Origin of the sequence: Corynebacterium oculi (assembly GCF_001412105.1) — a bacterium.
Classification (GTDB): Bacteria; Actinomycetota; Actinomycetes; order Mycobacteriales; family Mycobacteriaceae; genus Corynebacterium; species Corynebacterium oculi.
The window spans coordinates 33566-60226 of record NZ_LKST01000004.1 but is presented as its reverse complement, the minus strand read 5'-3'; the positions used below and the strand labels follow the sequence as shown (position 1 = coordinate 60226).

Below are 26661 nucleotides of genomic sequence, written 5' to 3'. Positions count from 1 at the left end.
CGATGGTGATGGACTCCTGGCTGGTGCGCGATGGGCAGGTAGCGGGCCTGGACCTGCACCTGGAGCGGTTTGCGGCCTCCTGCCGAACGCTGCTGGAGACCGCGCCGCCGGAGTCCTTTCTGAGCGAAGTACGGGGGGCCTGTGCGTGGGCTCGGGGAGAGTGGTTTCCCAAGGCGGAGGCGATGAACGGGCAATGGGATTTCATCATGCGCCCGGTACCCCCGCGCCGCGCCGCCACCGTGCTCTGGGTACCCGAGCGGCCCGATGAACGGGAACACCCCGAGCATAAGGGGCCGGACATGGCTGGGTTGCTGGAACTGCGCGCACAGGCAAGGGCACGAGGCGCGGACGACGCCGTGCTGCACCGCGACGGCGCGGTGGTGGAGGCGGCCACCGCCACGCTGCTCTTCGCCCGAGGCGAGACGCTGATCCGCCCGCCGGGCCCGCGCCTGCCGGGCGTGACGGAGCAACTATGGGTGGAGGATTGGCCGGGGCCGGTGCGCACGGAGGCCGTGCCCCTCGTCGAGGCTCCGAGCATGAGGTGTTGGGCGCTGAGCAGCCTGCACGGAGCCACCGAGGTGGTGGGGTGGCGGTAGCACGGGGCCTTCATCGGGCTACTCGGCCTCGGTGAGCATGCGGATGAGCATGGCTGTCATCAGATCCTTTTCCTGTGGTCGGCTCATGGCCACCATGAGGGTGAGCGCGGTCAGCGCGTTATTGGCTATGCGTTGCTGGCCGGAGGCATCGGTGAGCAGCCCGTGATGGTCAAGGAAGGTGATGAATAGGGCGGCGGCGCTGCGCTTGTTGCCATCGGATAGCGGGTGATCCTTGACTATGAGATAGAGCAGGTTGGCCGCCTTTTCCTCCGCCGTGGGGTAGAGATCCTGGCCGTCAAAGCTCTGGTAGATCGCCCCGATCACGGCGGAGAGGGTATCGCCGCGCTCGTGCCCCAGCAGCGCATCATCGGGGAACTCGGCCGCGACGCGGGTTATGACGCCTCGGGCCTCCTCGACGGTAAGAACCCACTGCGCGGTGGTGCGAGGTTCGGCGGGCACCGCGCCGTTATCGTAATCCTGGAGGAGCGTGAGGCTCGGTAGGTAACGGGTGATGATGTCGGCGGCTCCCGAAAGCGGTTGATTGTCTGAGCGTCCCATGATCTCCACTATGCGCTGGAGTTCGTGCAGGCGGCGTTCGTTGAGGGCCGCCCCCTCCACCAGGTATTGCCTGAGCATGGTATTGGCCCAGCGCCGAAAGTGTACCCCCTCAGTGGACTTCACCCGGTAGCCCACGGAGAGGACCATGTCCAGATTATAGTGCTCAACCTGGTAGGTCTTGCCGTCGCTGGCAACTGTCGCAAAATTTGCGACAACTGCCATCCCCTCCAGTTTCTCCCTGAGTACGCGGGTGATGTGCTTGCCGATGGTCTTGACGTCTCGCCCAAACAGGGCCGCTAGCTGCCGCCGGTTCAGCCAGACGTCCCCTCCCGAGGCGGTCACCTCCAGGGTGACCTCGCCGCTGTGGGAGGTGTAGAGCTCTACTGATGAAGAAGCGTGGTGTGGCATTGTTCCCTCCGAAAAACGTGCCCCCAGTACGGTGTGCGGCTCCGTGGAGGAGGCCGCCGACCGTCAGTATAATCGAAAATGTGTACGAGGGAAAGGGATGGGGGTATCGCCAGGCGCGAGTGCTGCGCGCGGAAGGAGGGCGTCGATAAGCGCTACCATCGACTCCATGCCTGAGAACGTACAAGCACCCGTGGCCCCCGTCCGCTCGATCACCCGCCGGCACCACGGCCGGGAGTTCGTGGACGATTATGAGTGGCTGCGGGACAAGGAATCCCCGGATACCCTGGCCTACCTGGAGGAGGAGAACGCCTATACGGAGGCCCGCACCGCGCACCTCAAGGGCCTCACGGAGGCGATTTACGGGGAGATCAAGTCCCGCGTGCAGGAGACGGACATGTCCGTGCCCACCCGTGCGGGGCGGTATTGGTACTACGGGCGCACCATCGAGGGCAAGGACTATGGCCTGTCCTGCCGCCTGCCGGTGGACGAGGCGCACGATCCCTGGACGCCCCCGGAGATCCCGGAGGAGGGCGCGGTGCCGGGCGAGGAGGTGCTGCTGGATCTCAACGCCCTGGCGGAGGGGCACGAGTTCTTTTCCCTGGGGGCGTCGAGCGTGACCACCTCGGGGCGCTACCTCGCCTATTCCGTGGACACGGCAGGCGATGAGCGCTTTGACCTCTACATTAAGGATCTGAGCACGGGCGAACTCCTGGCGGATCGCCTGGAGGGAATCTTCTACGGGGCCACCTGGGCGGGGGAGGAGTACATCTTTTATCAGCGCGTGGACGAGTCCTGGCGGCCGGACTCCGTGTGGCGGCACAAGGTGGGCACCCCGCAGGAGGCGGACGTGCGGGTGTTCCATGAGCCCGACGGGAGGTTTAGCACCGGGGTGGGCGGTACGCGCTCGGAGCGGTATCTGATGATCGAGGCGGCCTCCAAGATCACCTCGGAGACGTGGGTGCTGGACATGGAGAACCCCGAGGGGGAGTTCGAGGTGCTGTGGCCCCGGCAGAGTGGGGTGGAATACTCCGTGGATCACGCCGTGGTGGCGGGGGAGGATCGCTGGGTGGTCACCCACAACGCCACCGGCCCGAACTTTGCGGTGGGCGAGTGCGCGGCGGGCGCCGGGAATACGCTGCCTGCCCTCACCGATCTGCGCGAGTTGCTGCCGCACCGGGAGGAGGTGCGCGTGGAGGGCGTGGACACCTACGCCGGGCAGATCGTGGTGGCTTATCGACGCTCCGAGATCGGCCGCGCCGCCGTCATGGTGCTCAATGATGCGGGCTACACGGACTTTGTGGAACTGGGCTTCGAGGAGGAACTCTACACCGTGGGCGTGCTGGGCAACCCGGAGTGGGACGCCCCGGTGATCCGCCTGAGCTACGGCTCCTTTATCACCCCCGCGCAGGTCATCGACCTCACGGTGGCCACCGGGGAGCGCGTGGTGCGCAAACAACAGAAGGTGCTGGGAGGCTACGACCCCGCCGAATACACCGCATATCGGCTCTGGTCTGAGGCCGCCGACGGCACCCGCATCCCCGTCTCTGTGATACACCGCGCGGATCTGGATACCTCCGCCCCCAACCCCACCCTGCTGTACGCCTATGGTTCCTACGAGGCCTCCACGGACCCGGCCTTCTCCGTCTCCCGGCTCTCCCTGCTGGATCGCGGCATGATCTTCGCCGTGGCGCACGTGCGCGGCGGCGGGGAGATGGGCCGGGGCTGGTATGACCACGGCAAGATACTGGAGAAGAAGAACACCTTCAGCGATTACATCGCGGTGGCCGATGACCTCATTGCCCGGGGCCTTTCCGCCCCGGAGACGATGGTGGCCGAGGGGGGTTCCGCGGGCGGAATGCTCATGGGGGCGGTGGCCAACATGGCGGGGGATCGCTTCGCCGGAATCCAGGCCATCGTGCCCTTCGTGGACCCGCTGACCTCCATGCTCATGCCGGAGCTGCCTCTGACGATGGGCGAGTGGGAGGAATGGGGCGATCCCCTGCACAACGCGGAGGTGTATGACTACATGGCCTCCTATGCCCCCTATGAGAACGTGGAGGCCAAGGCCTACCCGGACATTTTGGCCGTGACCTCGCTTAATGATACCCGCGTGCTGTACGTGGAGCCGGCCAAGTGGATCGCCCGCCTGCGGGCCACCGCCACGGGCGGGGAGTTCCTGCTCAAGACGGAGATGTCCGCTGGGCACGGCGGGGTCTCGGGCCGGTACGCCCGCTGGAAGCAGACGGCCTTCGAGTACGCCTGGGCGGTGAATAAGGCCACGGGGCGGGAGTCATAGCGGCGCATAACTGCAAGGAGACGGGGCACTCACCCGAAAGTGGGGGTGATACCCGCTACCCCCATTCCCGGTGAGTGAATTGGGGCATGGGTGGGGTGGGGGCGATAATGCGGGTGACGTGTTCTACCCCCGGATGCTGAATCGAGAAAGCTGATGTCTCCTAGCTCCACCGGCGCGTACGATGCCGCGCCGAAGATTGCCGAGCCCAAAAAGCCGCGCAAGGATCGCACCCACTGGCTCTACATCGCCGTGATTATCGCCATCGTGGCGGGCATCGCTTTGGGCTTGGTGGCCCCAGAGGTGGCCGTGAACTTCAAGGTGCTGGGCACCATGTTCGTGGATCTCATCAAGATGATCGTGCCCCCGGTGATCTTCTGCACCATCGTGCTGGGCATCGGCTCGGTGCGCGCGGCGGCCTCGGTGGGCCGCGCCGGAGGCATGGCCCTGGCGTACTTCCTCACCATGTCCACCTTCGCGCTCTTCATCGGCCTGGTGGTGGGCAATATCTTGGAGCCGGGCGACGGCCTCCACGTGCAAGAGCATGAGGTGAGCGACACGGTACAAAAGGCCCTCGACACGAACGAGGAGGCTGGCGGGGCGATGCACTTTATCCAGAGCATCATCCCGGATTCCTTCTTCTCCGCGTTCACGGGTTCCTATAACTCCCCCGGGCATACCGTCTCCATCTTGCAGGTGCTTTTCATCGCCCTGCTGGTGGGCTTCGCGGTGCAGTCCTTGGGGCGCAAGGGCGAGCCGATCCTGAGCTTCGTGGCCAGTTTGCAAACGCTGGTGTTCCGCATCCTGAGTTGGATTCTGTGGCTGGCTCCCATCGCGGCCTTCGGCGCGATCGCCGCCGTGGTGGGCGGCACGGGCTTTAGCGCGGTGATCCAGCTGGGTTACCTCATCCTGGCCTTCTACATCACCTGCTTCCTCTTCGTGTTCGTGGTGCTGGGCCTGGTGCTCAAGGTCTTTACCGGCATCTCTATCTTCCAGTTGGTCAAGTACCTGGGCCGGGAGTTCCTGCTGATCTTTGCCACCTCCTCCTCTGAGTCCGCGCTGCCCAACCTCATGCGCAAGATGGAGCACGTGGGCGTGGATAAGTCCACGGTGGGCATCGTGGTGCCCACCGGATACTCCTTCAACCTGGACGGCACGGCGATCTACCTCACCATGGCGGCCATCTTTATCTCGGACGCGATGGACATGCCCATGAGCATCGGAGAGCAGGTGGGGCTGCTGCTCTTCATGATTATCGCGGCCAAGGGCGCGGCCGGGGTGTCCGGCGCGGGCATCGCCACCCTGGCGGCGGGCCTGCAATCGTATAAGCCGGCGCTGTTGGGCGGCGTGGATCTGATCCTGGGCATTGACAAGTTCATGTCCGAGGCCCGCGCCCTGACCAACTTTGCCGGTAACTCCGTGGCCACCCTGCTGGTGGGCACCTGGACGGGCACCCTGGATAAGGATCGCGCCCAGCGCGTGCTGGTGGGGGAGCTGCCGTACGTGCCCTCGGAGGACGATGACGAGCACGGCGATTTCCGCCGCGACCCCTCCGTGACCAACCCCGCCCAGGATCGCGTGCAGCCCACCCCGCAGGTCAACCTGGACGATTACCCCCAGCACAAGTAATCCGCCGCGCGCCCGGCGCGGCGCTGTGCGATAATCGCGGGCATGAGCGCGCAACTCCTGGTGTCTATCTCCAGTATCTTCGAGGAAACCAGGCGGGCGGCGCAATCCGTGGTGGAGGAACTCGACGGGCAGGGGGTGCCCGTTTCCCTCCTCATCGCGCCGCATATCGACGGCACCTGGCGGCTTTCCCGCGACGCCGCCACCCTGGCCTGGGTGAACGAACGCATCGAGGGCGGCACGGAGTGGATCCTCAACGGCTTTGACCAGGCGGTGCAGGGGCGCCGCGCGGAGTTCGCGCAGTTGGAGGAGCACGAGGCGCGGCTGCGGCTGCGCGGGGCCACCCGTCAGCTGGAAAAACTGGGCCTGACCACCCCGATCTTCGCCCCGCCGCGCTGGCGGCTATCCCCCGGCACGCTCGCGGTGCTGCCGGAGTTCGGCTTTCACACCGTGGGCTCCACCAAGGGGGTGTACGTGGGGGGCGCGGGGGCGGCGTCGATAAGCGCGGAGCAGCAGTGGGAGTTTGTGCGTTCACGCAACCTCTCGGTGGGCGAGGGCTTTGGCGCGCCGGGCTGGTGGCGGCGCAACGTGATCGCGGCGGCGCGCCGGGGAGCGGAGCGCGGCAAGGTGGTGCGGCTTTCGGCCTCTGCCCGTAATCTGTGTGAGCCCAAGGTGGCGCGGGACTTCGTTGGCGCGGTGCGCGCGGCCCTGGATCAGGGGGCGGTGCCGGTGACCTACGGCCGGGTACGCGGGAAGTAGGAAAGCCCGCCGCGCACAGGTACTCTGTGGGCGTAATTGAAGAACGTGCGAGATATAGGGGAATGACCGTGGCCCGTGTAGTAGTTCATGTGATGCCCAAGGCGGAGATCCTTGACCCCCAGGGGCAGGCCGTGGTGCGTGCGCTGGGGCGCCTGGGCGTATCCGGCGTGAGCGATGTGCGCCAGGGAAAGCGCTTTGAGATCGAGGCGGATGACACCGTGACCCGCGAGGACATTCAGCGGATGGCTGAGGTGCTGCTGGCCAACACCGTGATCGAGGACTTCGAGATCGTCGATGTGGAGGAGGCCAAGTGACGGCACGCATCGGGGTGATTACTTTCCCCGGCACGCTTGACGACGTCGATGCCGCCCGCGCCGTGCGCTACGCCGGGGCCGAGGCTGTCAGCCTGTGGCACGCAGACGAGGATCTGCGCGGCGTGGACGCCGTGGTGGTTCCCGGTGGCTTCTCCTATGGCGATTACCTGCGCAGCGGGGCCATCTCCGCGCTGGCTCCGGTGATGCGCGCGGTGATCGAGGCCGCGCGCGGCGGCATGCCGGTGCTGGGTATTTGCAATGGCTTCCAGATCCTCAACGAGGCCCGCCTGCTGCCCGGCGCGCTCACCCGGAACCAGGGCCTGCATTTCCACTGCACGGATACCTACCTGGCGGTGGAGAACACCGATACCGCGTGGACGAGCACTCTGGAGCAGGGGCAGAAGATCTTCATTCCCGCCAAGCACGGCGAGGGCCGCTTCCAGGCGGACGCCCGCACCATCGAGGAGTTGGAGGGCGAGGGCCGCGTGGTGTTCCGCTACACGGACAATTACAACGGTTCCCTCAACGCCATCGCCGGGATCACCGATCCCACCGGGCGGATCGTGGGGCTGATGCCGCACCCCGAGCACGCCATTGACCCGCTCACCGGCCCGTCCACGGACGGGTTGGAGTTGTTCCTATCCGCCGTCGGCTCGATTGCCGCGTGAAGGGAGAAGCCATGACCGCTCTGAACGTTCTCAACGACACCGTGGCCAAGGCCACGGCCGAGCCGGATACCGCGCAGCCCTACGCCGAGCTGGGCCTCAAGGATGACGAGTACGCACGGATCAAGGAGATCCTGGGCCGCCGCCCCACGGACGCGGAACTGACCATGTACTCCGTGATGTGGTCCGAGCACTGCTCCTACAAGTCCTCCAAGGTGCACCTGCGCTACTTTGGCGAGACCACCACGGAGGAGATGAACTCCAAGATCCTGGCCGGCATCGGGGAGAACGCCGGCGTGGTGGACGTGGGCGACGGCAACGCCGTGACCTTCCGCGTGGAGTCCCACAACCACCCCTCCTACGTGGAGCCGCACCAGGGCGCCGCCACCGGCGTGGGCGGCATCGTGCGCGACATCATGGCCATGGGCGCGCGCCCCATCGCGGTGATGGATCAGCTGCGCTTTGGGCCTGCCGACGCCCCGGATACCCAGCGCGTGCTGTCCGGCGTGGTGGAGGGAATCTCGCACTACGGCAACTCGCTCGGTTTGCCCAACATCGGCGGCGAGACCGTCTTTGACCCCACCTACGCGGGTAATCCCCTGGTCAACGCCCTGTGCGTGGGCACCCTCAAGGTGGAGGATCTGAAGCTGGCCTTTGCCTCCGGCAAGGGCAACAAGGTCATGCTCTTTGGCTCCCGCACGGGCCTGGACGGCATCGGCGGCGTGTCCGTCCTGGCCTCCGATACCTTCGAGGACGGCGCGGAGCGCAAACTCCCGGCTGTGCAAGTGGGCGATCCCTTCGCGGAGAAGGTGCTCATCGAGTGCTGCCTGGATCTCTACCGCGCCGGCGTGGTGGTGGGCATTCAGGATCTGGGTGGCGCGGGCCTGGCCTGCGCCACCTCGGAGCTGGCGGCCTCCGGCGACGGCGGCATGAGGGTGAACCTGGACGCCGTGCCGCTGCGGGCCAAGAACATGACCGCCGCGGAGATCCTGGCCTCCGAGTCCCAGGAGCGCATGTGCGCGGTGGTGGCCCCGGAGAACGTGGAGCGCTTCCGTGAGATCTGCGCGCACTGGGACGTCACCTGCGCGGAGATCGGCGAGGTCACCGAGGGTGATCACCTGGTGATCAGCCACGGCGGGGAGATCGTGGTGGACGCCCCGGCGGCCACCATCGCGGACGAGGCCCCCGTGTATGAGCGCCCCTTTGCCCGCCCGCAGTGGCAGGATGCGGTGCAGGAGGAGGCCGCCGTGCCCGCCCCGAGCGACGTGGCCGCCACGCTGCGCCAGATGGTGTCCTCCCCGGCGCTGTGCTCCCGGGCGTACATCACCAACCAGTACGACCGCTACGTGCGGGGCAACACCGTCAAAGCGCAGAACTCCGACGCCGGCGTGCTGCGCATCGACGAGGAAACGGGCCGAGGCGTGGCCGTCTCCGCCGACGCCTCCGGGCGGTACACCTACCTCGACCCGAACACCGGCGCGCGCCTGGCCCTGGCCGAGGCGTACCGCAACGTGGCCGTCACGGGCGCCCGCCCGGTGGCGGTGACCAACTGCCTCAACTTCGGCTCCCCGGAAAACCCGGACGTGATGTGGCAGTTCCGCGAGGCCGTGCACGGCCTGGCCGATGGCTCCAAGGAACTGGGTATCCCGGTTTCCGGCGGCAACGTCTCCTTCTATAACCAGACCGGCGAGACCCCGATCCTGCCCACCCCGGTGGTGGGCGTGCTCGGCGTGATCGAGGACGTGCATCACGCCATCGGGCACGACCTTGGCACCGTGCCCGAGGACGAGGTGCTCTACGTGCTGGGCGCCACCGAGGCGGAGTTCGGGGGCTCCATCTACCAGCAGGTGACCACCGGCGAACTCAAGGGCATGCCCCCGCGCGTGGATCTGGCCAACGAGGAACGCCTGGCGGACTTCTTTGTGAGCAACACCCTGCTCACCGCCGCGCACGACGTCTCCGAGGGCGGCCTGGCGCAGTCCCTGGTGGAGATGGCGCTGCGTTCCGGGCGTGGCCTGGATCTGGATCTCTCCGGGGTGCACGCGGATCTGCACGTGGCGCTGTTCTCCGAGTCCGCCTCCCGCGCCGTGGTGGCCACCACGGGCGATCGCGCGGATTCCCTGGAGCGCCGCGCGGCCGAGGCTGGGGTGCCGTGCCTGCGTATCGGTGGCACCGCCGAGGGGCGCACGCTGCGCATCGGCGGCGTCGATAGTGCAGATAGCGCGGCCTTGGAGGTCTCCCTCGATGAGTTGCGCGAGGCCTGGGAGGCCACCTTGCCGGAGCTCTTCGGGCACGCCGTGGGGGCGAACTCCGTGGTGGAGTAGGGGAGGATCGGAAACCAAGATAGCTTGGTACGTTCTTTCATACTTTAGTGAGTGCTCATACTAGGCATGGGCACTCACTTCTTTTGTGGTGGGGCCATAGAAAAAGTCGGTATGGCTTGACACTTAGGGGGGGTAGTCTCCTTGATAAGGCCAGCGTAGAGCTAACTGGAATGGTTCGTATAAGTATCTGATCTTCAGCTACTCGAGGTGGAGTAACGATCAGAAATCGTGGTGTGAGTAGATCTTGCACTACTTGCTGAGTCTTTGGATTTAACTGGAAGGAAAGTTATGGATGCTTCTCAAGTTGCCAGCGAGAGTGACATCATTCTAGCTCCGGGGGAGAAAGGACTGTACGCTCGGAAATTCCGCCCGACTCTGACACTTTTCTGGCTCCGGACGACCATGGTTGTCACTAATAAAAGAATACTGATCCGGTATCCCAATACCGTATTTGGGATAATTCCGCTGGGCTTTGAGGAAATGGCAATGCCGGTGGGTTCTGTTGCTGGTGTTACTACCTCGCAAAAGGTTAAGTTCGGACAGCTTTTATTCTCTGGATTGCTGGCTTTGGTGTTCGTTCTTGTTGGATTTGGGCAGATCGCGGGCAACGTGGGACTCGGGTTCATCTTGATACTCCTTGGAGGATTTTTCACTGCAAGTGCGCTAAATGCTATATCCTCTTCTTTTGCAGTAACGAATAGCGGTGGCGGGAGGAATGAGTGCACGGTGTCCATCCTTGACAAGGATAAGTTGACTCAGTTTAAGAACAAGGTGAATGAAATTATATACTCTGCGTCTTCTGGCGGAACGAGCTGGGCTGAGGTTTGAGGCTAATTTTTATAGCCCTGGTTGAGTTAGGTCTATTGCCTTAAGGTGGAAATATGTTCATTTTTCCTTTATTCAAAAAACGGAAATTGGCTACGGCTCTACTAGTTCCGGTAGTGCTTGTTGAATCATGCTCTTCAGATTCAGGGGATCAGATACGAGAAGTTTCATCGGATTTCTCCGGTAAGGAACCAATCGCTTATGTGGGTGCCGTTTTGGACATGGACTCTTCAGTATTAGATGAGCGCTTGACTGAAGAGGGGATCCAAATTCCGCTGAAAGAATACTCTAACGATTACGATGAGAATAATGGAATTGCAAGTGGTGTATACGATCATTGCAATTCTTCATCGTGACATCGCATAGTCAACCCTTCAGATGGAAATAACTATACCGTATCGTATGATCCAGCGGAAAATAGTCTAAAAGACTATGAGTCTCAATGTGCAGTCCAGAACATTGATGGAGAGCTTAAGCTCTCAGTGGTAGATGTTGTTGAAAAGAAGCCTAATGGTATTGAGAAAGGGGGGAACCGCGTTTTTCTTCGGAAGATCGATGCTGCTAACGATGAGGTGGAAAGTTCTATCTACTTTGATTTTCCAAAATCTAAATATGGGGATGGTGGTATAGTCTCTGTTGAGCCAGTAGCCTTTTCTGAAGAAGATATATTCTTTTTGCGGGAAGACTATTATAATGGTCGTGGAGGGGTTACTGTTGATGATACTCGATTCTATGATGTTCCCAGAGTTGGATCTGGCGAGAGTGTTGGTAACTATGGTGAAGATAGGCCTCAGCGTTCTATTCAGATGAAAAAAGTTTCACACCTGGGAGAATCTGGCGATAGTGCCGTTGAATATATTGGCGATGAACTTATCACTAATGTTGATTTCATTTCCGAGGGAAGTGAAATTGTTGCGCGGAAATATAGTGTATCTGAGTATGGTCATGCATTCAATTACGGTGGGGATCTTTATATCCCGAAGGTTGATTCCAGTTTTATTGATGTGAGGGATGATGAATCTAGTAAAGAATTCGGTGATCTTGCTGAATCTGAAGCGCATCTCATCAAGCTAGACGCCTTTGAGAATGTAAAATTTGGGGAAAGCGACTCGTTTTCTTCTAGCAGTCCCAACGCTAAGCTTCGATCTTATGGTGCTAGTAAGGATGGTAAATATTTTAGCAGTGGAGTTAGGTCGGGTGTGGGCGGAGCCCTTTTTGCTCCGACAGGCAAGGGTATGGTAGTTTTCGATCCCTTGAAGTACTCATTTGGAAAACTCGTGTCTGGAGACTCGTTTTCTCCCGATCGTGCAAAAATTCCGGAAAAAATTTGTACAGCATCTGATGGTGACCCGGTTAAATCGTGGTGCATGCGGGGGGTTGGAAAAGTGGCTCTTTCTAGGATGCAAGATAATCTATTAACAATAACCAACAGTTACGACGGGGAATACAGTGCTGATGATATTTTTGTGTATGACATAGACAGTGGAGAAGAAGTCTATAGCGTTGGTGAAGATGTTCTTAGTGGGCAAGGTATTGTTTGGGCTAGCGCTGCAGGGAAGTCGCTGTTCTTGTTGAGTGATGATGGTGCTGCGGAGATAGATCTTGAGAATGGGGGGGCAGAAAGAAGAGGAGCCAAAGGCCATTCCGGTCAAATTTGATTCCGGGTATTATATTTGGGCCAGCCCTCTTGAAGGGTATAACTGGAGAACCGAGGTACGATCCGGTAAAGACAGTGATAACCTGGTGAGCATTGCCAGGGTTATGCGTAAATCCTTTTGGCCGAATCTAGCGTATGGTGTTTCCCCGTTCAGACTCTATGGAATCTCTGAGCAGTCGTAGGAAACCTGGTTCAACTACGGCGGGGCTTAGGTTATACTCTCCTGAGTCCTTTTGTTCCTGCGTTATCTAGGAGCCGCCGTGGGTTCTCCTCGCACACGCGCCGTGGCCGTAGGGGTCGCGGTGCCGGTGCTCATCGCCGCACTGATCCTCTTGAGTCTGCTCACGGGCGCGCGTGCCCTGGGCTTTTCCGAGGTGTGGGAAGCCATCCCGGGGGGGTTGCGTTACGCCTCAAGCAAACAGCCGGGGGCTGATGACGTGGAGTTGGTGCTGGGTATCCAGCGCATTCCGCGTACCCTCCTGGCCCTGTTTGCGGGCCTGGCCCTGGGCGCGGCCGGAGCCCTTTTGCAGGGCTTTACCCGCAACCCGCTGGCCGATCCCGGCATCTTGGGCGTGGGAGCGGGCGCGGCGGCGGCCGTCGCGGTGGGCGTGAGCCTGGGCTGGCTCGATAGCGCCACGGGGTACGTGTGGCCCTCGATGCTGGGGGCGGTGGCGGTGACCGCCGTGCTCTTCTTGCTTGCTTCCTCCGGTCCCACGGCGGGCAGCCCGCTGGCCTTTGTGCTGGCGGGCACGGCGCTTTCCGCGCTGCTCATGGCGGTGGTCAACGCCCTGGTGATTACCAATGATCGGGTGCTAGACGTGCTGCGTACCTGGGCCACGGGCTCGGTGGCGGGGCGAGATTTTTCCACGGTCACGGTGGTGGCCCCTCTGGCGGCGGTGGCGCTCGTGGCCGCGATTGCCCTGGGGCCGGTGTTGAACCTGCTGAGCCTGGGGGAGGAGAGCGCTCATGCCTTGGGCGTTTCGGTGCGGCGCGCTCAGGCGGGGGGCGTGGTGGTGATCGCGGCGCTCACGGCCGCCGCGGTGGCCGCCGCCGGGCCGGTGGCCTTCATCGGCCTGGCCGCCCCACACATGGTGCGCAGCGTCACGGGGCCGGATTATCGCCTGGTGATTCCGCTCTCCGCCCTGGTGGGCGGGGTGTTGGCCCTGGGGGCGGATATTTTGGGCCGCGTGGTGGTGGCCCCCGGTGAGCTGCCGATGGGCATCGTGCTGGCGTTGTTTGGTGTGCCGGTGTTCGTGTGGCTGGTGCGGCGCGGCCGGATTGGGGGTGCGCTATGAAAAAGCAGGGAAGAGTATTCCGCCTGGGGCCGGTCTCCTGGCGGGTCAATCCGCGCCTGCTGGCGTGCATGCTGATCGCCGTGGTGCTCATGGCGGCGGGGGTGTGTTGGGCGGTGACCCAGGGGGAGTACCGGATGACGCTGGGCGAGGTGGTCTCGGTGTTTGCCGGGGGCGGCACCAAGATTCAGCAGACGGTGGTCTTTGACATGCGCCTGGGGCGTGCGGTGGTGGCCTGCGTGGTGGGCGCTGCCCTGGCGTACTCGGGAGCGCTCACGCAGTCGGTGGCGCGCAACCCTCTGGCCAGCCCGGATATTTTGGGTATTACCCAGGGGGCGTCGCTCGCGGCGGTGGTGGTCATCGTCTTTGCCGGGGCGGGCCAGGGCGGCGTGATCGAGGCCGGGGCCACCACGGTGCTGGGCACGGTGGGGCTGCCGGGGGCGGCGATCATCGGCGGCCTTCTTTCCGCAATCCTGATCTGGTTGCTGGCGGGGCCCGCGCGCAGTTCGATGTTGCAGGTGGTGCTCATCGGCGTGGGCGCGTCGATCTTCCTGTCCTCGTGTACCACGTGGTTGTTGGCGTACGCGGAGTTGGATCGGGCGGCCTCGGCGCGCATGTGGCTCACCGGCTCGCTTAACGGCAGGGATTGGAATCACGCCTGGGCGCCGCTGGCGGTGTTGCTCCTGGCCGTGGCGCTGGGCGGGTGGCTGGCCTTCCAGCTTTCCGCCTTGGTGTTGGGGGAGACCACCGCGCACGTGTTGGGGCACCGGGTGCAGGTGGCCCAGTTGGTGCAGTTGCTCACCGCCGTGGTGCTGGCGGCCGTGGGGGTCTCGGCAGCGGGCCCGGTGGGGTTCATCGCCTTTGTGTCCCCGCATCTGGCTCGCGCCCTGGCGCGCACGCCCACGCCGCCGCTGATCTTTTCGGCGCTGCTGGGCGGTACCCTGCTGTTGGGCGCGGACCTGCTGGCCAGGGTGGTGCTGCCCTGGGAGCTGCCGGTGGGTGTGGTGACGGCGTTCATCGGTGCGCCGTTCCTGCTGTACATGATCTTCCGTACTCGTCGAGAGGAAACCATCTGATGGGCCAGCCACTTTTTTCCGCGCGGGGCTTGCGCACCGGCTACGCGGAGCGCCAGGTGATTAAGGATCTGGACGTGGACATCGCGGAGGGGGAGGTCACCTGCCTGATCGGCCCCAATGGCTGCGGGAAGTCCACGCTGTTGAAGTCCATGTGCGGGTTGCTGGCTCACGGCGGTTCCCTGACCTTCCAGGGCAGGGAGATCGCGCAGTGGCCGAGGAAGGAGCGGGCGCGGGAGTTATCGCTCCTTCCGCAAACCCCGGTGGCCCCGCCGGGGTTGACGGTGGGCCAGCTCATTGCGCGCGGGCGGCACCCGTATCAGTCCTGGATGGCGCAGTGGTCGTGCCAGGATGATGCGGTGGTCACGCAGGCGATCGAGACCACGGGGTTGACGGATCTCACGGATCGGCCGCTTTCGGCGCTTTCTGGGGGGCAGCGCCAGCGGGTGTGGATCGCCATGACGATCGCGCAGGACACGCCCACCACGCTGTTGGACGAGCCCACCACGTACCTGGATCTGTCCACGTCCGTGGAGGTGCTGCGCCTGGTGCGGGATCTGCGCGATAAGAGCGGGCGCACGGCGGTGATGGTGTTGCACGATCTCAACCTGGCCGCGCGCTATTCGGATCGCCTGGTGTTGTTGTCTCGATCGGGGACGCTGGCGGCCGCCGGTGCGCCGGAGCAGGTGCTCACGGAGGGGAATCTGGCGGAGGTCTTTGGCCTGGACGCCGTGGTGGTGGAGGACCCGGTGAGCGGGGGGCCGCTGGTGGTGCCCCGCTAGGAGGTTTAGTGAGAAAGGTCATAGTTTCTGCGATTTTCTGTGAACCTAATATGATTTATTTCAGGTTTGGGTAGAGTAACCTTATGCTGGAAGACAGCATGGGCCATAAGGTTGACACCGCCTGGCGCCCGGCTGTTTTACCCTAATTGGTATCTCCATACTCTTTTGAGGAGAATCTATGACTTTCTCTGTGACCCGCCGCGTCGCGGCGGCCGCCGCTGCCCTCGCGCTGTCGGTAAGCCTCGTGGCTTGCTCCAATTCCAGCGAGGATTCGGATAACTCCGCCGCGAAGGGCTCGGAGAGCAGCTCTTCCGATTCCTCCTTCCCGCGCACCATCGAGACGCAGGATAAGGACAAGCACCCCACCGAGATCACCATCGAGGAGCAGCCGCAGCGCATCGTCTCCGCCTCCGTGAGCCTCACCGGCGCGCTGTTGGCCCTCGATGCCCCCGTGGTGGGCTCCGGCGGCGGCAACCCCAAGGCACCGATGTTTGCCGATGAGACCGGCTTCGGCCTCTCCTGGGACAAGCTGGCCCAGGAGAAGAACGTGGAGTCCCTGTTCACCATCGGCTCCGCCAGCGCCGAGGCGATCCTGGCGCAGAACCCGGACCTCGTGGTGATGTCCAACGTGGGCGCCGATACCGGCGCGGAGATCTACGATCAGCTCAAGGACGTGGTTCCCGTGCAGGTGATCGACTACTCCGGCCAGTCCTGGGAGGAGACCACCCGCGAGGTGGCCAAGGCCACGGGTCTGGAGGATAAGGCCGATGAGGTCATCTCCAAGTACGAGGACTCCGTGAAGGAGGCCAAGGACAAGATCAAGATCGAGGGGCCGGTGAACGTCATCGCCCTGGCCCCGGAGGGCGCGGTGAACTTCTTCACCGAGGAGTCCGCGCAGGGACGCATCTTCACCGACCTCGGCATCGAGCTGGCGGTGCCAGGCGATGACCTGGTGGGCGATTCCGCCCAGGGCTCGGCGCGCTCGGACGTCAAGGCCGTGAGCGCGGAGAACGTGCCGCTGGCCCTGGACGGCAAGACCGTGTTCGTGCTCAACATCGATCCGGGTACCCCGGCCGATGAGCAGGTGCGCACCAACGAGCAGCTGGCGGAGGCCACCGCCGTGGCCGAGGATCGCGTCTACGGCCTGGATGGTGAGTTCTTCCGCATCGACGCCATCGCCGCGCAGGATCTGGTCAAGCACCTGCAAGAGAACTTCTCCTAAGGGGAGAAACCGCGCCTAGCGCGAGGCAGGAAGCAAAGCGATAAGGAGGTGGCCCTGGGGAATCCCGGGGCCACCTCCTTGTGCGTTTGCTATGCTTGTACCTCGAAGATTCGCACCCGCCGATCGGGCCGGTGCTGGAATTCGCCCAGGTCTTTCCACCCGGACTTGCGCAGCATGGAGTGCACGCGGGCGTTGCGGTGATCTGGTTCCGCGATCACGCGCGTGGCCTGGGGGTTTGCGCGTAGCAGGGCGGTGGGGAGTTCGTTGAAGAAGGGGCGGAAGAAGCCGCGCCCGGTGAGTTCTTCCACCCCCACGGCGAAGTGCAGGCCCAGGTCGGTGGGGGCGCACTCGAAGCAGTAGCTGATGTCATCGCGGGCGGGGTAATAGACCTCCAGGTAGCCCACCTCGGTGGGGGTGTGATCGATCACGGAGAGGATCACCGGCAGGGAGTAGGTGCCGGAAAGGCGCGCGGTGAGGTCGGCCCGCCAGCGCTCCTCGCTCCACGCCTGCTCCCAGGTTTCGGCCAGGTGGGGGCGGTTCATCCAGTCCGCGATGAGTCCGGCGTCCGCGGGCGTGGCGGCACGGATCTGGTAGCGGCCGTCGAACTCGGGTAGCCGGGGCGGGGCCGGGGCGATGGCCTCCGGGGGGACGTCGGTACGCAGGCGATGCAGGACGCTTTCCGGCGCGGGGTGAGGGGTCATGGGTGCCGTCTCCTCCTATATTTGGTAAATCTATCCTTAGTAAACTTATCCGTCATACGTATATCTGTAAAAGGCACTTGCATGGATTCTTCCCCCGATCCCACCGCCACCCCCGCCAGGAGCACGGTGGCGGCACTCCTAGAGCGCGCCCTCGCGCGCACACCCGAGGCCCCGGCGGTGATCGTGGATCGGGGGGAAACGCTCACGTATTCCCAGGTGAGCGCGCTCAGCGGGGCGCTGGCCCGCAGGCTCGTCGCCGCCGGGATCGCGCCGGGGCGCCGCGTGGCCGTGGTGGCGGGGCGATCGGCCTGGCAGGTGATCGCCGCCGTGGCGGTGCTGCGCGCCGGGGGCGTGTACGTGCCGGTGGACCGCTCCTACCCCGCCGCGCGGATCGCGGAGCTGCTGGCCGACTGCGCGCCGGACGCCGTGCTGCACGAATCCTGCCCGGAGATAACCCAGATGGCCGCGATGGAAGCCCCGGCCGGGGTCCCCACCCTCGACCTGGGCGATCCCACGATCCGGGAGGACATCCACGCGGAGGCACGGGCGGGAAACACAGGGGTAACCTCGGCGCGCCCGATCACGGGGGAGGATCCGGTGTACATCATCTACACCTCCGGCACCACCGGCAAGCCCAAGGGCGCGATCAACCTGCACGCCGGGGTGGCCCTGCATCTGCGTTGGATGGGGGAGGTCTTTGGCGGCGAGGGGCACACGGTGTTGAACAAGGCCCCGATGGCCTTTGACGTGGGCGTGGCGGAGATGCTCAGCCCCCTCGTGGCGGGCGGGACGATGGTGATTCCGCCTCATGATTGGTGGCCGGGCGATTCCCGCGCTCTGCTGGGCATGATCCACCGCCACCGGGTCACGGTGCTCTCCATCGTGCCGAGCATGGTGCGCGCCATGCTTGAGGCCGGGGTGGAAGCGGGTGAGATGGACTCGTTGCGGCACCTGTTGCTCGGCGGGGAGGCCGTGCCCGCGGACCTGGTGGCGCGGTTGCGTGAGGGCACCCCCGCCCGGCTTCACGGGCTCTACGGCCCCTCGGAGGCTGCGATGGACGTGATGTGGGTGGAATATACCGAGGAGGTTCCGCTGCGCGGCGGCCAGGCCCTGCTGGGGAATGCTGAGCCGGAGGTCATCGTGGAGGTCTGCCGCCCGGAGAGCCGGGAGCAGGTGCCCCCGGGGGAGATCGGGGAACTCATCATCGGAGGCCCCCAGGTGGGCGGCGGGTACCTGCGCCGCCCCGAGGCCACCGCGGCGGCGTTCTTTAGCGGCCCGGACGGGCAGCGCCGTTACCGCACGGGTGACCTGGTGCGCTTTGACCCCGCCCTGGGCATGTACGAGTTCCGGGGTCGCCTGGGAGACCAGGTCAAGGTGCGCGGCAACCGCGTGGAGTTAGGCGAGGTGGAGGCCGCCCTGCGCGCGGCGCCGGGGGTGCGCGGTGCCGCCGCGCGCCTGGTGGGTGAGGAATTGTGGGGGTACGTCACCGGGGCGTCGCAAGGCAACCCGGTGGGGCTGCCCGCCGTGCGCGCGCACCTTGAGGGCGCGCTTCCGGCCTACGCCGTGCCCACCCACCTCGTGCCGCTTGATGCCCTGCCGCTGAGCGCCAACGGAAAACTCGACCGCCGCGCCCTGCCCACCCAGCGTTAATCGCCCTCAAACAGAAAGGTGCTGCCTCGTTGATGAGCACGCCCGATCCCACCACGCTGCCGCTCACTGGCGCGCAGCGAGGAATCTTTGACGCCCAGATGATCGACCCCCTCTCTCCCCTCTACGTGGTGGGCGAGGTTCTTGAACTAGAGGGAGAGATCCACACCGACGCCCTGTGCGCGGCCATCGAGGCCACCCAGCGGGAGGTGGAGACGCTGCGCATCCGCGTGCTCGCGCCCCAGGAGGGAGAGCAGCCGCGCCAGTACGTGAGCGAGGAGATCGCGCCGCCCGTGGTGCGGGACCTGCGCGATCATTCGCACCCGGAGCGCCTGGCGCAGGCGCGTATCGACGCCGCCAGGACCACCCTGGCCGAGCGCACGAGCGGCCTGCCGGAGGCACCGCTGTGCTATTACGAGGTGCTGCGGCTCGATCGGCGGCGCACCTGGGTGATTCAGCTCTACCACCACCTCATCGTCGATGGTTATTCCGCCACCCTGCTCACCCGCCGGATCGCAGAGCACTATACGGCGGCGATCACGGGCAAGCTCCCCAAGCGCTACCGGGGTGTGGGCCTGGCGCAGATCGTGGCGGAGGACGCCGCCTACGCAAAATCACCGGAGGCCGAGGAGGATCGGGAGTTCTTCCGTGGTCTGCTCGACCCGCTGCCCGATCTTGCCGCGCGCGAGCGCCTCAATGCCGCCACGGGCGGGGCCCAGACCTCGGGCACGGCCATCACCACCACCGTGCGCCTCTCGGCCGAGGACCAGGAGCGCTGCGCGGCCGCAGCAAAGGCGATGGGCAGCACCTGGGTCACCGCCCTGGTGGCGCTGTACGCCGCGCAGTTGTGGCACACCCAGGGCCGCCCAGGGGAGGACGTATGCCTGGCCATGCCGATGATGGCGCGCGCCTCCTCCGCCCAGCGGGCCACCCCGCACATGGCGGTCAACGTGCTGCCCCTGCTGGTGCCGGTGCGTGGGGGAGACACCGTGGCGCACCTGCTCGGCGCCACCGAGGAGCGCCTGCGTGCTCTGCGCGCACACCAGCGCTACCGGGGCGAGAACCTGCCCCGCGACCTGGGGGTTCCCGGGGCCGGTGCGCTGCTGCACGGCATGGGCGTGAACGCCAAGATCTTCCCCGTGAGCTTTGACTTCGCGGGAACACCCGGCGTACTGCGCAACGTGGCCGGCGGGCCGCCGGAGGACTTCGGCCTGGTGGTCATGCCCTCGGGCGACGGCGGGATTGACCTGGGCCTGGAGACCGATCCCGCGCGCGTCCCGGAGGCGGTGGCGCGGCGTCGGCTGAGCGAGTTGCGCGATCTCCTGGTGCGCTATGGACGCGGGGAGGCCGGGAACATCGACGCCCTCCTGGGGGCGGGCGCGAGCGAGGTGGAGCGTATCGACGCCCGCGCGGGTGTCCCCGAGCCCACGACGGGGGCGAACCTGCGGGGCCTCATCGACGCCCTCGCGGACACCGCCGAGCCCGCCCTGATCGCGCCGGGCGGTACCCTCAGCGGCGCGGAACTGCACCGTCGCGTGGTGGACACCGCCCGCCGCCTGCCCAAGGGCGGCAGCATCGCCATCGACCTCCCGCGCGATGCGGAGCTGGTGGTCACGGTGCTCGCGGCCCTGTATGCCGGCGTGCCGTTTAGTTACCTGGAGGCCGGGGCCCCCGATGCCCGCCGCGAGCACATCATCGGTGCGCTCGGGGCAGCGTGGGTGGCGGGCCGCGATCGGCTCCCGGAGCGCCCCTCGCCCCTGCCGGAACCACGGGCGGACGATCTGGCCTACGTGATCTTCACCTCCGGCAGCACGGGTGCGCCCAAGGGCGTGCAGATCACCAGGGGCAACCTGGAGGCGTTGTTGGCCGGGCACCTGAGCGGCCTGTATCGGCGCCCGCGCTCGGTGGTGGGGCATACCGCGAGCTTTGCCTTCGACGCCGCGCTCGACCAGTTGCTGTGGCTGCTGGCCGGGCACTGCGTGCGCCTGTACCCGGAGGAGATCGCCACGGACGCCGAGGCCGCGCTGAGCGCGCTGCGCCGGGATCGGGTGACGGTTTTTGATACCACCCCCTCCCTGGCCTCAGCCCTCATGGCGGCGGGCCTGGACGATCTGCCCGATCTTGAGGTGCTGGTGCTTGGCGGGGAGGCGCTACCCGCCGCGCTGTGGGATAGGCTCGCCGCCGGTGGCCTGCGGGCCATCAACGCCTACGGACCCACGGAGACGTGCATTGACGCGCTCATGGCCGAGGTCACCCCCGGCGCGCCGGTGATCGGCACACCCGTGGCGGGCATGAGGGCCTATGCCCTCGTGGAGAACCAACGCGGGGAGCCCGGGCGGGTGACGGCAGACTTTGAGCGTGGCCGCCTGTACCTGGCGGGCCCGCAGGTGGCGCGCGGCTACCTCGACCCCCAGGCCACCGAGGCCGCCTTTATCACCGCCACGGTGGACCCGCGCCGGGGCCCGGAGCGCCTGTATGACACGGGCGATGTGGTGCGCTGGGTGCCGGGGCGTGGATACGAGTACCTGGGGCGCGTGGACGATCAGGTGGAGATCAACGGCCGCCGCGTGGAGCTAGGTGAGGTGGAGGCCGCGCTGCTCTCCGCCGAGGGAGTAGCGGCGGCAGCGGTGACGGTGCAGGGCCGGGCCGGATTGCGGGGCTGGGTGGTGCCGGAAGCCGGGGCCAAACCCAGCCCGGAGGCCGTGCGCGCGCATGCGGCCGCCCGCCTGCCGGGTGCCGTGGTGCCGGGCCGGGTGGAGCTGCTGGCCGAGTTGCCCACCACCGTCTCCGGCAAGGTGGACCGCAAGCGGCTGCGGGCGCTGGCAGAGGATGAGGCTAAGACCCCGGCGGGGGATCGGCCCGCCGATTCCGCCCCGCGCAGCGAGGCGGAGAACGCCCTGTTGGCGGCCTGCGCGGACCAAACCGGCACCGCCATGCACGCGGGGGCGGACTTCATCGCCCAGGGCGGGGATTCCATCAGCGCCCTGACGGTGGCCACCCAGCTGCGCGGCCAGGGCTGGGAGATCGTGCCCAAGGAGCTGCTGGCGGGGGTTCCGTTGGGGCGGATCGCCTCCGGCATGACCCGGGAATCGCCGGAAGATCGCGAGGCCCGGGACTTCTTCCTGCCCGTGGGCGCGCTGCCGGAAAGCCCGGTGGCCGCCCGGCAGCGCGCCGCCGCCCCCACCCCCCAGGCGTGGGCGGGCTTCGCCCAGTACGCGGAGATCCCCGGCCCGCAGATCAGCCCGGAGACCCTGCGCGAGGTGGTGGGCCACCTGCTGCGTGCCCACGGCGCGCTGCGCATGATCCTGGACGGGGCTTCCGGGGAATACCTCGTTCCGCGCACGATCCTGGGCGGGATCGAGGAGTACGTGGGCGAACCCCCCGTGGAAAACCTGGCGGAGGTGGCCGCCCGCCCCGGCCTGCTGGCGCCCGAGGCCGGGCGCATGGTGCACGCGGTAGCCCTGCGCGGCGGGGGACTGGGCCTGGTGGTGCACCACAGCGCCGTCGATGCGCTCAGTTGGGCCACCCTGCGCGCGGAGGCGCGCCGGCTTCTGCGCGGCGGGAAACTCCCCGCCACTACCGACGCCTGGCGTGCCCACGCTCTGCGCTCCTCCCGGCGCGATCACCGCGCGGAGATTCCCCGATGGGCGCGGGTGCAGCGCGCCGGTGCCGTGAGCGTGGGGCAAACCCTGCCCGCCCGCGCCGAGGCGGTCTGCCGCAGCCTGGATATTCCCGCCGATGCCGCGCGGGCGCTGGCCGAGGAGCCGGAGGCCACCATGCTGGCCGCGCTGGCCCTCAGCGTCGGGGGATACATCGGGGTGGAGGGCCACGGCCGCGAGCGCGATGCCGCGACGGTGGGCTGGTTTACCATCGAGCACCCCCTGGCCGTGGAGGTTAACCACAGCGAGGATCCCCTCGCGGACGCCGCCGATGCCGTAGCCGCCGCCCGGCATGCTCGCCGCGCGATTCCCGGCGCGGGGGAGGGATACGGGTGGCTGGCCCACGGAGACCCGGCCGGTGCCCTGCACGGGATCGGGCTGCGCGAGCCCCAGGTGGTGCTCAACGTCATCCCCGCCACCGGGGAGTTTCGGGTGACCGATCACCCGCAGCGCAGGCTCACCGAGGCCCTGACGGTGAACGTCTTTCTGGCGGAATCCCGCATCGAGTACACCGCCGACCCCTCCCGCTTTGAGGTGACGGAGGTGCATACGGAGGTGCTGCGCCGGCTGCATCACCTGCTCGTGGCGCGCCGGGCGGGGGTGGGCGATGCCTCCCACCGCGCCCTGGAGCGCCGCTACGGCCCCATCGAGCGGGTGCTGCCGCTGAGCCCGCAGCAGGAGGGCCTGCTCTTCCACACCCTGAGCGCCGCCGCGGACCCTTATGCCCTGGCGATGAGCGTGGATCTGCGCGTAGCCGGTGTCATCGACATTCCTCGCCTGGGGCGCGCCTGGCGGGAGGTGCTGCGCCGGCACTCCGCCCTGCACGCGGGTTTCGATGCCATCACGGGGGAGAACCCCGTGCAGTTCATTCCGCGGGAGCGGCCCGAAACGTTCCGGGCGATTGACGTGCGCGGCGAGGAATCCTGGCCCGCCCTGGCCGATCACCTGCTGCGCCGCGAGTCCACCCGCCAGGTGTCCGTGGCGCACCCGCCCCTGGTGCGCGCCACGGCGATCTGGCACGAGGACGGCGGCCTGCGGTTGATCGTGGCCGGGCATCACCTGCTCACCGACGGCTGGTCCACGGGGATCATGATCCGCGAGCTGCTTGCCCTTTATCACGGGGAGGAGTTGCCCGCCGCGCCCCAGCCGGAGGTATTCCTCGATTGGCTGGCGCAGCGCCGGGAGGCGGATCGGGAGGCCTGGCGTGCCCATCTGAGCGGGGTGGAGCGCCCCACCCTGGTGGCCGAGCCCGCCTCCGCCCCCGGGGAAGCGCACGAGGAGGGGGAGCGTGCGATCCCCGTGGCCCTCACCCGGAAGCAGGAGGCCGGTTTGGTGGCGGCGGCGCGCGCCGCCGGGGCCACCCCGGCGGAGTTGTTGCAGGTGGCCTGGGCCTACGTGCTCGCGGAGATGACCGGGCAGGAGGCCGAGGTGCTGTGCGGCGTGACGGTCTCTGGGCGGCCCCCGGAGGTGCCGGAGACGGCGCAGATGATCGGCCTCTTTGCCGCCACGGTGCCCGCGCGGATTCGGCTCACTGGCGATCCCCTGGCGGATCTGCGGGAGCACCACGCGGCCCGCGCGGAGATGTCGGGGCACACGGCGGCCTCGGTGGCGGACATGGAGGCGGGGAGCCTCTTTGACACCATCGTGGTCTATGAGAACGCCCCCGCCCCGAACCCGGAGGGCGATCTGGTGGTGGCGGGCACGCAATCGCTGGGGCAGACGCACTATCCCATCACCGTGCTGGCGCAGCCGGGACGTGACTTTGACGTGGTGCTGGCGTATCGGCCCGCCCTGGTGGATTCCGGCCGCGCCGGGTGGGCGGCGCGCCGCCTGGGGGAGGCGCTGCGCTTCTTTCTGGGTGAGCCGCTGCCCCGTGGCGCGGAGCCGCCCGCGGCACAGGCCGCGCTACAGGGGGCCGCGGCTAAACCGGAACCCGGTGCCGCCCCGCTCGCAGCCACCCCTGCTGTTTCTCCTGCTCCCACTGTGGCCCTGATCGCCACGGAGATGGCGGAGGTGCTGGGCCGCGAGGTCTCCCCGGGCACGAACTTCACCGAGGCCGGAGGGCATTCCCTGCTGGCGGTGCGCCTGCTGGGCCGCCTTCAGCGCGCGGGCCTGGAACTGAGCATTGGCGATATTCTCGCCGGGGGCAGCCCGCGCGGGATCGCCGCGCGTCTCGGTGCGGGTGACTCCGCTGCGGCGGGGAGCGCGGAGGACGCCGGGGCGGCGTCGGCAAGCCCCCTGGTGGTGCGCACCATCGGGGCGCGCACGCTGTGGTGCATGCCCCCGGGCGATGGTATCCATACCCCCTGGGGGGAGCTGGCGGCGCGGATTCCGCTGCGGGTGCGCGCGGTGACCTGGGCCGGGGTGATGGAGCACTCCACCTTGGATCAAGCGGTGGCCGATGTGGTGGCGCTGATCCGCGCCGAGCAGCCACAGGGGCCGTATTACCTGGCGGGCTGGTCCTTTGGCGGGGTGCTGGCGCACGCGGTGGCGCACGCCCTGGGCGGCCCGGAGCAGGTGGCGTTCCTGGGGATTCTGGATTCTTACCCGGTGGGGGTAAGCCCGCAGGGCCTGCCCGAGCAGTCCGATCCCACCCCCCTGGTGGACGGCCTGCTTGATCTGCCGGATAACGCCGGGGTGTTGCGGGAACTGGTGGAAAAGAACCTGGTGGCCAGCGGCCGCCTCATGGCCCAGGCGGCTCCGGTTCCGTGGCGGGGCCCGGTGCACCTGGTGGTGGGCCTGCGCGGGGACGCCGGTGGGCCCCAGGGCTGGGACCCGGAGGCCGCGTGGGAGCGGGCAGGGGCCCGGGTGGAGACCCTGGAGGTGGACGAGGATCACTTTGGCCTCGTGCGCCCCGAGGGGTGGGCCGTGGTGGCGCCCTTCCTTGCGGAATCGCTCGCGCGGGCTGAGGAAGCGGCGTTCGCCACGGCGGGTGCAGCGCACAGCGAGCACAGTAAGCACAGCAACACGTCAAGCAATCAGGAAACCAATCAAGAAACCAAGCAGGAGGAGCATTAATGACGGTGGATCTACTCGTGGTGGGCGCGGGCCCCAAGGGCGTGGCGGTGGCGGCCAAGGCCGCCGTGCTGCGCGAACTCGGCTGCCCCGCGCCCTCGGTGCGGCTGGTGGACCCGTTGGGGGTGGGCGGGCACTGGCGGGCGCGCGGCGGGTGGACGGATGGCCGTCACGGCCTGGGCACCCCGCCGGAGAAGGACGTGGGATTCCCCTACCGCACCCGCGTGGCGGGGGCGCGCTCGGGGGAGGTGGACGAGGCGCTGGCCCGGCACGGCTGGGCGGCCTTCCTGATTGATCGCGGGGAGTTCGCCGCCTGGATTGATCGCGGCCGTCCCGCCCCGCTGCACGAGCAGTGGGCGGATTATCTGCAATGGGTGGTGGATCGCCTGGGCATCTCGGTGCTATCGGCCGAGGTCACCAGCGCGCGCCTGGCAGAGGACTGGGAGGTGGATACCACCGCTGGCCGTTTGACCGCGCGCGGCCTCATGGTCACGGGGCCGGGGTCGAGCGCGCGTCGGATAGCGCGGGTGCCGGGGGTGTGCTCCCTGGCGGACTTTTGGGGGCAGCGCCCCGCCGAGGGGGCCTCGGTGGCGGTGATCGGCTCCGGTGAGTCCTCGGCCAGCGTGGTGGATCAGCTCCTGGATACCCGGGTGGGGGAGATTACCGTGATCTCGCCCAGCGCGGCAATTTTCACCCGAGGCGAGGGGCAGTTTGAAAACCGCCTGTACACCGATCCCCACCGCTGGCAGGAGTTAGACGAGCCCGCCCGGCGCGACCTGCTGGGGCGCACGGATCGCAGCGTGTATTCCGTGCGGATTCAGCAGCGCGTGGGGTGCGATGGGCGCGTGGAGCACCGTCGCGGCACGGTGCGTGCGGTGGAGGAATCAGAGGGCGCGCTGCGGGTGCGGTACCGGCGCACCGAGGCCGGGGGTATCGCCCACGAGGGCAGCGTGCTCGCGGATCTGGTGGTGGACGCGCGCGGTAATTCCCCGCTGTGGTTCGGTGCGTACCTGGAACCCGGCACCCGCGAGCGCCTGGCCCGGGAGGCGGGTGCTGCCGACTGGCGGGCGGTGCGCGCCCAGGACATTGAGGAGCGTATCGACGCCACCCTGCGCTTCGAGGGGTTAAACGGCAGGCTCTTCCTGCCCACCCTGGCGGGGTATCGGCAGGGGCCGGGCTTTGCCAACCTTAGTTGCCTGGGCGAACTCTCCGATAGAATCGTCTCCGGCGTGAAAGGACTATAAA

General features: G+C 66.6%; 19 protein-coding genes. 17 read left to right on the top strand and 2 right to left on the bottom strand.

The features are described 5' to 3' along the window. The first annotated feature begins 2 nt into the window (after window positions 1–2). On the top strand, window positions 3–596 hold the full coding sequence (locus Cocul_RS09995; RefSeq protein WP_055123150.1) for an aminotransferase class IV: 594 nt from the start codon (window positions 3–5) through the stop codon (window positions 594–596). 18 nt (window positions 597–614) lie between these two features. On the opposite strand, the gene Cocul_RS09990 is transcribed toward Cocul_RS09995, so the two are convergent. Then, on the bottom strand, window positions 615–1562 hold the full coding sequence (locus Cocul_RS09990; RefSeq protein ID WP_055123149.1) for a virulence RhuM family protein/type II toxin-antitoxin system death-on-curing family toxin: 948 nt from the start codon (window positions 1560–1562) through the stop codon (window positions 615–617). 166 nt (window positions 1563–1728) lie between these two features. Between Cocul_RS09990 and Cocul_RS09985 the strand changes: the two genes are divergently transcribed. From Cocul_RS09985 to fepB, 13 genes are all read left to right on the top strand, one after another. Then, on the top strand, window positions 1729–3858 hold the full coding sequence (locus tag Cocul_RS09985; protein ID WP_055123148.1) for a S9 family peptidase: 2130 nt from the start codon (window positions 1729–1731) through the stop codon (window positions 3856–3858). A 153-nt stretch (window positions 3859–4011) separates the two neighbouring features. Further along, window positions 4012–5484 carry a cation:dicarboxylate symporter family transporter gene (locus tag Cocul_RS09980; RefSeq protein ID WP_055123147.1) on the top strand — a complete coding sequence of 491 codons (1473 nt, stop codon included), beginning with the start codon at window positions 4012–4014 and terminating at the stop codon, window positions 5482–5484. A gap of 42 nt (window positions 5485–5526) precedes the next feature. Then, complete coding sequence (locus Cocul_RS09975; protein WP_055123146.1) at window positions 5527–6240, top strand: DUF2334 domain-containing protein; 714 nt, start codon at window positions 5527–5529, stop codon at window positions 6238–6240. Between the two features lie 68 nt (window positions 6241–6308). After that, window positions 6309–6554, top strand: a complete 246-nt coding sequence (gene purS / locus Cocul_RS09970; protein ID WP_055123416.1) for a phosphoribosylformylglycinamidine synthase subunit PurS — start codon at window positions 6309–6311, stop codon at window positions 6552–6554. Further along, window positions 6551–7222 carry a phosphoribosylformylglycinamidine synthase subunit PurQ gene (gene purQ / locus Cocul_RS09965; protein WP_055123145.1) on the top strand — a complete coding sequence of 224 codons (672 nt, stop codon included), beginning with the start codon at window positions 6551–6553 and terminating at the stop codon, window positions 7220–7222. Before purS ends, purQ begins: the two co-directional genes overlap by 4 nt. 11 nt (window positions 7223–7233) lie before the next feature. Further along, a complete protein-coding gene (purL, locus tag Cocul_RS09960; RefSeq protein WP_055123144.1) occupies window positions 7234–9543 on the top strand; it encodes a phosphoribosylformylglycinamidine synthase subunit PurL in 2310 nt (769 codons plus the stop codon). Window positions 9544–9831: 288 nt separating this feature from the next. Continuing rightward, the gene (locus tag Cocul_RS09955; RefSeq protein WP_055123143.1) at window positions 9832–10371 is read left to right on the top strand and encodes a hypothetical protein; all 540 of its coding nucleotides are present in this window, start codon (window positions 9832–9834) and stop codon (window positions 10369–10371) included. Between the two features lie 53 nt (window positions 10372–10424). Beyond that, on the top strand, window positions 10425–10724 hold the full coding sequence (locus Cocul_RS12390; RefSeq protein ID WP_150114454.1) for a hypothetical protein: 300 nt from the start codon (window positions 10425–10427) through the stop codon (window positions 10722–10724). 126 nt (window positions 10725–10850) lie between these two features. After that, complete coding sequence (locus Cocul_RS12385) at window positions 10851–12026, top strand: hypothetical protein (protein WP_150114453.1); 1176 nt, start codon at window positions 10851–10853, stop codon at window positions 12024–12026. 259 nt (window positions 12027–12285) lie between these two features. After that, window positions 12286–13320, top strand: a complete 1035-nt coding sequence (locus Cocul_RS09945) for a FecCD family ABC transporter permease (RefSeq protein ID WP_245622216.1) — start codon at window positions 12286–12288, stop codon at window positions 13318–13320. Beyond that, window positions 13317–14393, top strand: coding sequence for a FecCD family ABC transporter permease (locus Cocul_RS09940; protein ID WP_055123140.1), 1077 nt, complete (start codon window positions 13317–13319; stop codon window positions 14391–14393). The genes Cocul_RS09945 and Cocul_RS09940 overlap by 4 nt, the downstream gene beginning before the upstream one ends. After that, window positions 14393–15172 carry an ABC transporter ATP-binding protein gene (locus Cocul_RS09935; protein WP_055123139.1) on the top strand — a complete coding sequence of 260 codons (780 nt, stop codon included), beginning with the start codon at window positions 14393–14395 and terminating at the stop codon, window positions 15170–15172. The genes Cocul_RS09940 and Cocul_RS09935 overlap by 1 nt, the downstream gene beginning before the upstream one ends. Before the next feature lie 178 nt (window positions 15173–15350). Further along, window positions 15351–16394 carry a Fe2+-enterobactin ABC transporter substrate-binding protein gene (fepB, locus tag Cocul_RS09930; protein ID WP_055123138.1) on the top strand — a complete coding sequence of 348 codons (1044 nt, stop codon included), beginning with the start codon at window positions 15351–15353 and terminating at the stop codon, window positions 16392–16394. Window positions 16395–16483: 89 nt separating this feature from the next. Here fepB and Cocul_RS09925 read toward each other — a convergent pair whose 3' ends face one another. Then, window positions 16484–17095, bottom strand: a complete 612-nt coding sequence (locus Cocul_RS09925) for a GNAT family N-acetyltransferase (protein ID WP_055123137.1) — start codon at window positions 17093–17095, stop codon at window positions 16484–16486. Window positions 17096–17176: 81 nt separating this feature from the next. On the opposite strand from Cocul_RS09925, the gene Cocul_RS09920 reads away from it, so the two are divergent. Genes Cocul_RS09920 through Cocul_RS09910 form a run of 3 tightly spaced genes read left to right on the top strand, consistent with a single transcriptional unit; the run spans window position 17177 to window position 26660 of the window. After that, a complete protein-coding gene (locus tag Cocul_RS09920; RefSeq protein ID WP_055123136.1) occupies window positions 17177–18745 on the top strand; it encodes an amino acid adenylation domain-containing protein in 1569 nt (522 codons plus the stop codon). A gap of 32 nt (window positions 18746–18777) precedes the next feature. Next, the gene (locus Cocul_RS09915) at window positions 18778–25419 is read left to right on the top strand and encodes a condensation domain-containing protein (protein ID WP_055123135.1); all 6642 of its coding nucleotides are present in this window, start codon (window positions 18778–18780) and stop codon (window positions 25417–25419) included. Then, window positions 25419–26660, top strand: a complete 1242-nt coding sequence (locus tag Cocul_RS09910; protein WP_055123134.1) for a SidA/IucD/PvdA family monooxygenase — start codon at window positions 25419–25421, stop codon at window positions 26658–26660. The genes Cocul_RS09915 and Cocul_RS09910 overlap by 1 nt, the downstream gene beginning before the upstream one ends. Window position 26661: the final 1 nt, after the last annotated feature.